At 38.9% G+C, this 11,354-nt stretch carries 10 protein-coding genes; 8 read left to right on the forward strand and 2 right to left on the reverse strand.

Annotated features, from left to right (window positions below):
* Positions 1-166 precede the first annotated feature (166 nt).
* Positions 167-1,096 carry a nuclear transport factor 2 family protein gene (locus Q0X72_RS12685; RefSeq protein ID WP_297766083.1) on the forward strand — a complete coding sequence of 310 codons (930 nt, stop codon included), beginning with the start codon at positions 167-169 and terminating at the stop codon, positions 1,094-1,096.
* A 131-nt stretch (positions 1,097-1,227) separates the two neighbouring features.
* Complete coding sequence (locus tag Q0X72_RS12690; RefSeq protein ID WP_297766086.1) at positions 1,228-1,686, forward strand: cold-shock protein; 459 nt, start codon at positions 1,228-1,230, stop codon at positions 1,684-1,686.
* Positions 1,687-1,756: 70 nt separating this feature from the next.
* Here the strand turns inward: Q0X72_RS12690 and Q0X72_RS12695 are convergent, their stop codons facing one another.
* Positions 1,757-2,434 carry a DUF481 domain-containing protein gene (locus Q0X72_RS12695; RefSeq protein ID WP_297766089.1) on the reverse strand — a complete coding sequence of 226 codons (678 nt, stop codon included), beginning with the start codon at positions 2,432-2,434 and terminating at the stop codon, positions 1,757-1,759.
* Between the two features lie 332 nt (positions 2,435-2,766).
* Here Q0X72_RS12695 and Q0X72_RS12700 point away from each other — a divergent pair, with 332 nt between their 5' ends.
* The 4 genes from Q0X72_RS12700 (at position 2,767) to Q0X72_RS12715 (ending at position 7,789) form a co-directional block, all read left to right on the forward strand.
* Positions 2,767-3,255 carry a hypothetical protein gene (locus Q0X72_RS12700; RefSeq protein WP_297766092.1) on the forward strand — a complete coding sequence of 163 codons (489 nt, stop codon included), beginning with the start codon at positions 2,767-2,769 and terminating at the stop codon, positions 3,253-3,255.
* A gap of 32 nt (positions 3,256-3,287) precedes the next feature.
* A complete protein-coding gene (locus Q0X72_RS12705) occupies positions 3,288-4,931 on the forward strand; it encodes an adenylate/guanylate cyclase domain-containing protein (RefSeq protein ID WP_297766095.1) in 1,644 nt (547 codons plus the stop codon).
* A gap of 254 nt (positions 4,932-5,185) precedes the next feature.
* Positions 5,186-6,292, forward strand: coding sequence for a nickel-binding protein (locus tag Q0X72_RS12710; RefSeq protein WP_297766097.1), 1,107 nt, complete (start codon positions 5,186-5,188; stop codon positions 6,290-6,292).
* 105 nt (positions 6,293-6,397) lie between these two features.
* Positions 6,398-7,789 (forward strand): FAD-binding oxidoreductase, encoded by a 1,392-nt coding sequence (locus Q0X72_RS12715; protein ID WP_297766101.1) that lies wholly within the window; start codon positions 6,398-6,400, stop codon positions 7,787-7,789.
* 70 nt (positions 7,790-7,859) lie between these two features.
* On the opposite strand, the gene Q0X72_RS12720 is transcribed toward Q0X72_RS12715, so the two are convergent.
* Positions 7,860-10,052 (reverse strand): amino acid permease, encoded by a 2,193-nt coding sequence (locus tag Q0X72_RS12720; RefSeq protein ID WP_297766104.1) that lies wholly within the window; start codon positions 10,050-10,052, stop codon positions 7,860-7,862.
* A 211-nt stretch (positions 10,053-10,263) separates the two neighbouring features.
* Between Q0X72_RS12720 and Q0X72_RS12725 the strand changes: the two genes are divergently transcribed.
* Both Q0X72_RS12725 and Q0X72_RS12730 read left to right on the forward strand, forming a co-directional pair.
* On the forward strand, positions 10,264-10,965 hold the full coding sequence (locus tag Q0X72_RS12725) for a hypothetical protein (protein WP_297766107.1): 702 nt from the start codon (positions 10,264-10,266) through the stop codon (positions 10,963-10,965).
* Positions 10,966-11,063: 98 nt separating this feature from the next.
* A partial coding sequence (locus tag Q0X72_RS12730; protein ID WP_297766109.1) for a DUF2807 domain-containing protein occupies positions 11,064-11,354 on the forward strand: 291 nt, incomplete at its 3' end.

Genomic DNA, 11,354 nt, shown 5'->3' on the forward strand with positions numbered 1-11,354 from the left:
TGGGAAACTTTTATGGTTGCCCATTTTTGTTTGATAATTAATACGTATGCTTCGGACATTAAATCAGCTGCTTTGTCCGGTTCCGGTTGTCCTATTTTCAAATTTCATTGTTATTCGCTGTTGGAATTCAAAAATGTGTTCTGAAACCATCTAAATAATGAATAGTATGAAAAAACTAGTAATCACTTTCCTGATTCTCTTCGTGGTACAGGGATATTCACAGAAGAAAAAAAATGGAACTATTTATTTGGAGCACCCGGCCATCAACGTTGTAAATGAAATGCTTGCTGCATGGGTTGAAGGGGATTCTTCAAAAGTAAGTTCGTATCTCGCAGATGATTTTAAACAATTTAATGGAGCTAATGCCAACAAATACGACAAAGGCAATACGAAAGAAGAATTTTTAAATGGGATGAAATGGTGGAAGAATAACTTTTCATATACTTCTGAAGTCCCAACTCCTGGCGCTTATCCGGATGCTTTGGAATATGATAAAAGTGATACCTGGGTTCAGGTTTGGAATAATCTAAAAGCTGTAAACAACAGAACAGGGGTAAAGATAGATATGCCAATGCATCGAATGTTTAAGCTTAACAAGGACAACAAGATTAACCTGATGTTAAACTACACGGATTCCAGGGTCTTTAGAAACATGTGGGAGAGTTATGACGACAGGGCCAATGGCACTTTATATCAGCACCATCCATATATCAATAAAGTTCGCCGTATGATCCATGCCTTTGAGCACAATGATTTAGAGCTTGCCTATAGTTTTTTTCATGAAAATGCACGTTTCACCGGTTTGGAAATGCCTGTTGGTGAAACTGTAGGTCTTGATGAAGTAAAAGAGCGCAATAAAAAAATGATGGAATCCTTTGATATACTGAGTATCGATGTAGTTGGATATCCTGATTATTTGGAATACGACCTCCGAGATGGGAAAACAGTTCAATCCTGGTGGCGTTTTAAAATGAAAAGAAAATCGGACGGGAAAGAAATAGTCTTACCGGCCTTATACATTCATGATTTTAATGATGATGGTAAAATAGTTAGGTCTAATGCGTATATAAGCACCAAGGCTTTAGATGCCAAATAGACCATAGCCAACCAATCAACCTGAAAAAGAGCGCTATAAAGCGCTCTTTTTTGTTTCCAACATCGGAAAGAGAGGTATTTTCTTGTGAATTGAAGAGATACTTATTACCTTTAGCCCCATAAAAACGGGGAATGGCAAGATCGCAACAAACATATAGTAAAGGGGAGAGAGAGAAAAAACGCCTTAAAAAACAAGAGGAGAAACGCAAGAAGAAAGAAGCCAGAAAACTTTCTTCAATTGAAAATCCTCAGGGTATTCCATTTGCCTATGTTGACCATTTAGGAAATTTGGTAGATACTCCGCCAGATCCTGCTGATAAGATAAAAGTTGATGCTGAAGACATAATTCTGGGAATTCCTAAGAAAGAAGAGGGAGATAGAGAACCCTTCGATCCGGTCAGGAAAGGGAAGGTATCTTTTTTTGATACCTCCAAGGGTTTTGGCTTTATCATAGATACCGAGAATAACGAAAAATACTTCACTCACGTAAGCGGCCTCATCGATGAGATCGCCGAGAATGATTCTGTTTCTTTCGAGTTGGAAAGAGGAATGAAAGGCATGAACGCTGTTCGTGTGAAACAGATCGGATAATTACTTGGAGCTTTTTATGGTCTTCTGAGAAACTTCGGTATCTCACAGATTTTAGTACTTCCATTATAGCTTAAATGTTTATGCTTAGTCCCAGGCTGAGATCTGAAGAATAATCTCGGGCAATACCAGGGACAAAACTGTTATAGAAGTAGGTAAATTGCGTAGTAAAACTAAGGGATTTATTTATCGGGAATTGCGCCTGCAACTGCTGAAAAACACGATGATTACTAATATCACTGTATTTAGGTTGGAAATAGAACGTCTCGGTTAGGTTAACTTTCGATTTAGGAAAATTAATGGTAAAGGAAACGTAACTGCTATTTCTATTGTTGTAATATTCCGTCTCGCTGTCATCTATTTTTTCATGTTCATACATATAGGCGTTCCCAAAATAAGCCTTTATGTTAGGCGTAGAAATAAATTTAAAACGAAGGCCGGCTCCAACTAATTTTCTTTTGTTAATATTAAGCAAGGCGTTGTACTGGTCTTGAATAAAGGCTTCAAATCTAAATACATTCGATATTTTTTGATTCAATCGAAGGTGTAAGAAAAATGAATTTTGAAAATCCTGATCCTTACTGCGCTCGGTATTATAGCTCCCAATAAACATATAGATCCGCTTCAGGTCTTTTGATTTTATCTGTGTGGAAATATTGGCCGTGAATTGTGAAAGGTAGTCTCCGTTGTTATTAGAATAGTCAAACAGCAAGTCGCTTTTCAGAACAAAGCGTACAGAGTCTACTTGCATCCGTTGCGATTCGATATTGACCAGTTGCGCATTTAAAATTAAAAAAGGACAGAAGAAAAGGACTATAAAATAGAATGTTTGGATTTTATGCATATATAGTATTGGTTGCGACAAATAAAACTGTTTAATATTATTTAGAAATCAGAAAATACAGAACAAATCTACATGCATTGGCATTTCAAAAAGTGAATCTAAAGAATCTTTTCTTAAAATTTAACCATATTTCTTTTAGGGATATAGATTTAAATATTAATATCTATCTTGTAGTTAATTTAGAAGAAGAATATTTCTTTCTTAATTAAAAGAACCAACTAACCAATATAACCAACATAATGAAAACATTAAACTCAATTAAAGGCTCTGCAGTTCTTATAATGTTCCTTTTATGCTCAATTAGTTTTGGACAAACAGTTGAGCCTGTAAAGATCTTACTTACAGTAGACACATCCCAACTAGGAGATGATAATGAAGCTCCCGGAGGTTGTACCTTAACTGCAACTCCTGGCTCCGTTGTTGTTCCTGGGGATAGCAACCCAAAAATGTTTACCATTCAAGTAGAGGATGGTACAGATCTTGAATGGGAGGGTGTTACCCAGGATGGGGAAGAAGTGAAAATTAAAAAAATAGGATACATTAAGGGCATCAATATATTTGATTCGAGAAACATTTTCGGAAAAATTAAAGATGGAAAAGAAAAGGTAAATGTCAAGATCAAACGAAAAACGGCCCCGGGCTTAGACTATGAATATCTAATAGAATTTAAAGTGCAAGGATTTGGCAGATATACCCTAGATCCCAGAATTAAGGTAGGAGGACAGTAAGGTTTTTTTATGCTGTGTAAATCCAACTTCTTATGAACTGTATTTTAGTACATTCGTTCAAGTTAAAAAAGAACGCCCGGCTATTGTTGGGCGTTTTCTTTCTTTGGATTAATGTTGGTTATGGTCAAAACCAGGCAAAAGCAGACAGCCTTGAAATAATATTTAATTCAGGAGCATTTGAGGAGGAGGATCGACTTAAATTATTGAGCAGGTTGGCATCTAGTCATCCTAACCCGGATAAATCATTGCGTTATAGCGAAGAACTGATACGTAGAGCTATGGCATTAGATTCTTTGGTGTCTTTGTACAATGGCTATTTGCAAAAAGGGAATGCACTAAGACTTAAAGGCGATTTATCTGAAGCATTGAAATCTTATCTGAAAGGAGTTCAAATTGTTTCTGGCGACAAAACAAAAAGCAAAGAATTAGGTTCGCTAAATATTTCTATTGCCGGCGTATATGCGGCCATGGGCAATGAACAAAGCACTGTAAAGTACTATAAGGATGCCATTGAACTACTTAAATTGATGGAAAACCGACAAGACTCCATTGGCTACGCTTCTGCCATAGAGAATTTAGGAGACGCATACAATTTAGAATTTTCTAAACCAGATTCGGCCTTACTTTTATTCGAGGAATCAGGTGAAATCTGGAATAAATTAAACCTCAAAATTGGGTTGGCCTATAATATTGGAAATATTGGATTGGCATATGCACAACTAGGGAAATCAAAAGAAGCAGAAATAAAGATACAGCAGGCAATAACTATGCTTGAAGAGCTTGGAGACTACTATCCTATCTGCGTTTATCTTACATATATGGCCGATTTTAGTGCCGAAAGAAATGAGTGGGAAAGGGCATTCGAATATGCCCGGAGGAGCCTTAATCTTGCGAAACAAAATAGCCTAAAAGAGCAAATTGGAGATGCCTATTTGAAACTCTCAGAACTTTATGAGAAACGAGGCGACATAGCGAATTCGTTAGCTAATTACAAAAATCATATTACCTATAAGGATAGTGTGCAAAACATTAGTGCAGTACAACAAATGGCCAATGTTGAATTAGCCCAGAAGCAAAGAGAAAATGAGCTCCTGGATCAAAAAAGAAGAACACAGAAGATCATAACAATTGGCGTGGGCTTTGCACTTTTCTTGATTGTTCTTTTAGCAATAGGCCTTTTCAGGCGCAACATCTATATAAAAAGAACAAAGGCAATCATTGAAAGAGAAAGAGATCGTTCAGAAACCTTGTTGCTTAACATTCTGCCCGAATTAACGGCCAATGAGTTAAAAGAATCGGGGGAAGTTAAGGCAAGTAAGATCGATTCAGCGACAGTAATGTTCACAGATTTTAAATCATTTACGTCACAAGCTGAACAGGTAGATCCGGAAATATTAGTATATAGCCTCGGATACTACTTTTCCGCTTTTGATGATATTATTGAAAAATATGAGCTAGAGAAAATAAAGACCATCGGTGATTCCTACATGTGTGCGGGCGGTGTGCCCTATCCGATTGAAAATCATGCAGTGAATTTGGTTGCTGCTGCTTTTGAGATACTCGACTTTGTGGCAAAAGCGAAGACCACTGATACAAGTCTGATGTCTTTTGACATTAGGATAGGCATTAATACTGGGCCGGTGGTAGCCGGGGTAGTGGGTAGTAAGAAATTTTAAACAGGAAGGATCAATATTGGAGAACAGACTTATTTGCTTATTAAGGATTCTTTTATTTGCGAATACAGAGGTGAAAAGGAAGTAAAAAACCGTGGAGCTGTTAAAATGTATTTTGTAAATGGGTATACCAAGTCGGGAAAAGCCGTATTAAAAAGTAATAAAACCTTATATTTTTAACATGGGATTATAATTTATGAATCTACCTCAGTTGTCAAGTAACCACAATTCCGTATCTTAATAAAAATTAATGTAGTATGCCTCTTTATATGGATCGTCATGATATCCCGGATGAAATAAAACCGGAACACGTGGCGCTAATGCATCAGGAAGACCTAAAAGTACAGCATTTATACGGATGCAAGGGGATGACCTATTGGTGCGATAGTGAACGGCATACGGCGTTTTGTCTTATTGAAGCTCCCAACAAGGAAGCCATTCAGAAAATGCATAATCATGCTCATGGTTCTTTCCCACACCAAATTATAGAAGTGGACGAACATTTGGTAGAATCTTTCCTTGGACGGATTGAGGATCCGGAGAAGACATCAGATGCTGTTTTGAATATTATTGATGACCCAGCTTTCAGGGTGATCATGGTCCTTGAAACTGCGGATCAATTATACAGGACAGAAGATCATCAGCTTAGTATTTTTACTCAGAAGTTTCACCGGAGCGTGGCTAATTCATTAAAACACTTTCAAGGCACCGTAGTTCGGGAAAACGACAAATCATATCTGGTCTCTTTTAAATCGGTTACCAATGCCGTGCTGTGTGCGCTGAAGATCCAGGAGAATTTTAAGTACAGCTATCCCAAACTGGTGAATGAACATCAGGGTCTGAACATAGGTATTTCTGCCGGATCACCTGTGACGGATAATGAAGGGATCTTCTTTGAATCGGTGGTATTAGCAACTCAGATGTGTGAGATTGTCAAAGAACAGCTTGTTATTTCCTCGGCCATTAAAGCTCTTTACGAAAATGAAAATAGAAATGCCATTATTGATAAAGAACATATCCGTGTTCTAAAACCCAAAGAAGAGCAGTTCCTATCAAAATTGATTGCCTTCTCAGAAGCCAATTGGAAGGGCCCTAATTTTAAGCTGAGACATTTGTGTAAAGCTATAGGGCACAGTACCTCTCAGACGTATCGAAAAATCAAAAAACTTACCGGTAAGGCGCCAAATACTTTTATGCGAGAGTTCCGATTGACCAAAGCCCTCGATCTATTACACAGACAACAAGGAAATATTTCTGAGATCGCCTTCGAGACAGGATTCAATAGTCCTGCTTATTTTACAAAGTGTTTTTATGATGCCTTCGGTATTCTTCCCTCAAAATATATCCAACTCTTTCAGGCGTGAAGAGTTGTTTTTAATTATTGATTGAAAATTGTGAGTCTTTGATTTAATAATGATCGTTTTCATGGATAGGTATAGGTATTTTTATATAAACTAAATAACCTAATTATGAACCAAACAATTCAATTAGCCGCTAATGAAACTATTAGCGAGTTCACTTCAAAACTAAGGGGCGTGGTAATAATGCCAGATCATCCCCAGTATCAGGATGCTTGTAAACTATACAACGGAATGATAAAAAAACACCCGGCCATGATTGTCCGTTGTGTAGATGTTGCAGATGTTATTGCCTGTGTAAATTTCGCACGTGAAAATAATATTCTATTAGCTATCAGAGGCGGGGGACATAACGGTGGAGGCCTGGGGCTCTGTAATGATGGCTTGGTCATCGATCTATCTTTAATAAAATATATACGGGTAGATACTTCCAATAATACAGTACGGGTAGGAGGCGGAAATCTTTGGGGTGAAGTAGATCATGCTACACATCCTTTTGGGCTAGCTATACCTGCCGGGATCATTTCTACAACCGGTGTTGGAGGCCTTACACTTGGAGGAGGGGTAGGACATTTATCGCGTAAATACGGCTTAACAATAGATAATTTGCTTGAGGCCGATATGGTTTTGGCAGATGGTTCCTTTGTAACAGTGAACGCAACGCAAAACACAGATCTTTTCTGGGCCATCCGTGGAGGTGGCGGAAATTTTGGGGTCATAACTTCCTTTAAATTCCAGGCTCATCCTGTAAAAACAGTTTTTGGCGGACCTACCTTATGGCCAATAGAAAAGACTCAGGAAATAATGGCCTGGTACAACAAGTTCATACAGTCGGCTCCTGAGGAGCTCAATGGTTTCTTTGCGACCATGATCATTCCCGGACCACCGTTTCCTGAGCATTTGCATTTAAAACAATTCTGTGGCATTGTATGGTGCTATGCAGGGGATCTTTCAAAAGCAAAAGAACTATTTAAACCCATTTTAGCCATGGATCCATTGTTTCAACACGTAGGGGAAATGCCTTATCCATCAGTTCAAACCATGTTCGATGGTTTATTTCCACCCGGATTTCAATGGTATTGGAGGGGCGACTTTTTTAATGATCTGAATGCAGAGATCAGTGCCCAGCATCTAAAATTCGGATCCAAAATCCCTACGCCTTTATCTCAAATGCATTTATACCCTATCACCGGTGCAGCATCCAGGGTGGGGAATGAAGAGACCGCCTGGGCATACAGGGATGCCAAATATTCTGGTGTAATTGTAGGGGTGGACCCCGATCCTAAAAATGCAGATAAAATAACTAGTTGGTGTAAGGATTATTGGGAAGGATTACATCCACATTCTGCCGGAGGTGCCTATTCTAACTTTATGATGAACGATGAAGGACAAGAACGGGTAAAAGCCAGTTATAAGCATAATTATGCCCGACTCAAAAAGATCAAACAGGTCCATGACCCTACCAATCTCTTTAGGGTAAACCAAAATATTAGTCCAAAGTAAGATAGCGGAAAAGCAAGATTGAAATGAGTTTAGGTGGTGTTATACAGATAATGCCACCTTTATTATTGTACTAAGCGAGTATGCTTTCATGCCCGGAGTCTTTTACAAACAGGCAGGAACTATTTGTTTTAAAAATCATTTCTTTTACAAAGTGAAAGCTTAAGTTTTCCTCCATACCAAAGATGTTTAGATCAGCAGAAGGAGCGTTATCAACCACCTGCTTAAAGGTGCCAATATAAACCTCTGTCATTGTCTCTGGCAACCGAGCCAGGTTGATTAGAGAATTGAGGAATTCTCGTGCGTTTTGCTCCTCTTTTGGATCGTTTATGACCGTTATAAGTCGGATTTTGGCATTCCAGTTAAGTTTTAACTTATAAGCAATAAGAAGGGAAAGGTCTAGGTTTCCTATATCCCAGCCAATACTCCAGTTAGACTGCCTGTCGCTTATCCACACGTTGATGATGTTTCGTTCACCTAAGAGTGCAGTAGGATGAGCAACGTAGAGTAAAACGCCAATTTCTAGCCGGATCGATTCTTTTATGATAGGGCGCAGTTCAGCCTCATAGTCATCATGTTCCTGTAGGTTAAGAAAGACAATGTTGGGCTTAAAAAAAGCGCCTTGCAAAGCCTGACTCCCATAATTAATGCCTTTGGTGAATTCTTCGGTATGAATCACCGTCCAGGAGGAGAATACGCCTTTGATCCTGAATGATTCGGACAGGCTTGCCAATTGCACAGCCAGCTTGCTTTTTTCAGAAAAGGGCTCTATCCCTAGTAACTTTATAGATCCTTTGGGTTTTGCAATATTTCTTAAAAAAGGAAATATTCCTTTTACTCCATTGATATCCCGAACAGGGACCATTAAATTAGGTTTCCAGGCTCGTTGCTGCATTTTTTTCATGCCCCAGGTGTGCTTGGCGGCCCATTCTGCGAATGAGACAAATAATCCGGATCGTACGTCTTCAAAAGGAGTTTCCAAATTCTGTCTGGATAAATAAAAATAGACCACGAAGACGATCATTACCGAAAGTAAGCTCACGGTGGGGTTAATTATAAACATGGCAAAGACCGATGAAATAAGGCCTATCCATGGTACCCACCTATGAATCTTAAAAACGGGTCTGTAACTAATAAGGCCAAGATTTTGCTCAATAATAACCACTATATTGATCATGGCATAGGTAATAAGAAAGAACAGGGTTACCAGGGGAGCAACCGCATTGATGTTCCTCAACAACATAGTAGCAAAAATTAGAATTCCGGTTATCAACATGGCATTTCTGGGTTGTCCGTTCGCACTTTGCCCGGCTAAAAATGTAGAATAGGGGAGTACCTTATGTTCCCCCATTGCAAATAAGATTCGTGAAGACCCTACTATAGAAGCCAGGGCAGAAGAAAATGTGGCTCCTAAAATCCCTGCCAGGATCAAAGGACCAAAATAGGCTTTCTCCACTATGACGTAGTAGTCCGCAAGTAATTCGGCTTCAGTAGCACTGCGGGCTATCCAATAGGCCAGTAACATATATATAACAAAACTCACTGCAATGGCCCACAGAGTGCCCACCGGAATACTTTTCTTAGGATCCTTGAGTTCTCCAGACATATTGGCCCCGGCCATGATACCCGTTGCTGCCGGGAAAAATACCGCAAATACGATCCAAAAGTTACTTCCACTGAAATTATTTTCAATTGATCCCTGAAAAGAGCCAAAACGCAGGACCTCTGTATTTGTATTGAACATGGATCCCTCGTATGCTGCTAAAATGATGGAGACAAAAGAAAGCATTATGATCCCAATAATGATATACTGTGTTTTAATAGCGAGATTAGCGCTCACATATGCGATCCCAAACAACAAGGCAAAAACAAGGACGTCTACCAGAAATGGATTGTGATCGGGAAAAATACCCAGCCAACCTTCCCTGAAACCAAAAATATACATAGTGACTGCCAGGCCTTGTGAGACATAACGTGGAATTCCCAAACTACCGCCTACTTCCAGCCCCAATGCCTGGGAAACAATGGCATAGGCTCCACCGGCACCGATCCTGATGTTGGTTGTGATAGCAGACATCGAAAGCGCAGTGCATAAAGTGATGGCAAAAGAGATGACAATGATCAACCAGGTACCTAAAAGGCCGGCATTTCCTACAACCCATCCCAGACGGAGGTACATAATAACCCCGAGAATGGTAAGTAAGGTTGGTGTAAAAACGCCACCAAATGTGCCAAATTTTTTCTGATGCTTTACCTTGGTGTCCATTGGTTATTTATATGATTGGCTTGTAAAACGAAATATAGTCAATATCAACAATACATTGATATATAGGTGTATAAATTATCACAAAATAGACCAATTAGTTTCAGATTTTAATACATAAAATAAGACAAATTCTTGTTACTTTTGATAGGATTACAGCGGACAATTTACGCCAATTATTTATAGCGAATTGTTTCAAGAATTTGACGAACATATGGCAAAATATAAGTACAGTGTTAAACTCATAGAACTAAAGGAAGTTCATGAGATCCCCCTTGTTTGGACGGAAGAAGAATTCCGGAGACTTTTGCATTTTGTGGAATACGAGGATGTGCAGGGAATACCCAACGAAGAACTTAAAGATATGGCCTGTCTTGCACTGACAGACTTTGAGGTAGAGGAAGCGGCCGTGAAAGTATTGGAATTCAGAATAGGCGACCGTCTCAATAAAGGACAACGTCAAAATCTGGCCATAGAATTACAGGAAGAGAAAATATGGGAAGAATACGCAGATCTTAGTTTACACGAAGAACTATTTCATGTGTCTTGTATGCTCTTTTGGGCATTTCCTAAAAATTTCAGGGAACCAGATATTGCCAGGCTAAAACTTACTCTTAGCTCTTTAACCCAGGAATCCAGGAAAAATGTTGCCGAACCAACAGCTGGCTTTTTAACGCGGGTATTGAATGACGGCATGGATGAGCACACCCTTATTAATCGGTTGTTCGATGAGTCCCTGCTTGCCAATTCCTTTCCGGAAGCAGAACATATCATTTGGCAATTTGAGGCCCATGGAACCAAAGAAAATTCGAACGAGAATACAATTACCATCTATACATCCTGGAATTGGGTGGAGGATCTAAAAGGGATCTCGGAATGGGAGTCTGCGGCCTTTGCAGATGGCCAATTAGAATAGAGTAGTACCTATGGATAAAGGCATTTTCAATTTATTAAATGCAAAAAAAGAGTAATTAATATTTCGTATCTTATTATAAGCTGTTTAAAAAGATAACTATGAAAAAAATACTGATTTTTTTATTTGCGATAGGGCTATGTTCATATTCATATGCCCAAAAAAAACCAAAGATTAAAGGAAATAAGGATGTGACACAGGTCATCGGTGACATCCCTGAAGACTTCAACGCCCTTGAGATCGATGACGGCCTTAAGGTAAACATCTCCCAGGGGGTTGAAAACAGCTATAATTTAAATATTGACAGCAATTTAGCACAGGTCATACAGTTTTTTGTGGTGGATAGTATTTTAAAGGTATATACGACCAACAAGATTGTGAGTAGTAAGAAG

This window comes from uncultured Muriicola sp., assembly GCF_947258935.1.
In the GTDB taxonomy this organism is placed as follows: domain Bacteria; phylum Bacteroidota; class Bacteroidia; order Flavobacteriales; family Flavobacteriaceae; genus Muriicola.

Coding starts and splice junctions, on each gene's coding strand:
- Q0X72_RS12695 (WP_297766089.1), bottom strand. CDS start 2,434: ATGCAAGTAGACTCTGTACGCTTTGTTCTGAAAAGCGACTTGCTGTTT.
- Q0X72_RS12705 (WP_297766095.1), top strand. CDS start 3,288: ATGAACTGTATTTTAGTACATTCGTTCAAGTTAAAAAAGAACGCCCGG.
- Q0X72_RS12720 (WP_297766104.1), bottom strand. CDS start 10,052: ATGGACACCAAGGTAAAGCATCAGAAAAAATTTGGCACATTTGGTGGC.
- Q0X72_RS12725 (WP_297766107.1), top strand. CDS start 10,264: ATGGCAAAATATAAGTACAGTGTTAAACTCATAGAACTAAAGGAAGTT.
- Q0X72_RS12700 (WP_297766092.1), top strand. CDS start 2,767: ATGAAAACATTAAACTCAATTAAAGGCTCTGCAGTTCTTATAATGTTC.
- Q0X72_RS12685 (WP_297766083.1), top strand. CDS start 167: ATGAAAAAACTAGTAATCACTTTCCTGATTCTCTTCGTGGTACAGGGA.
- Q0X72_RS12715 (WP_297766101.1), top strand. CDS start 6,398: ATGAACCAAACAATTCAATTAGCCGCTAATGAAACTATTAGCGAGTTC.
- Q0X72_RS12710 (WP_297766097.1), top strand. CDS start 5,186: ATGCCTCTTTATATGGATCGTCATGATATCCCGGATGAAATAAAACCG.
- Q0X72_RS12690 (WP_297766086.1), top strand. CDS start 1,228: ATGGCAAGATCGCAACAAACATATAGTAAAGGGGAGAGAGAGAAAAAA.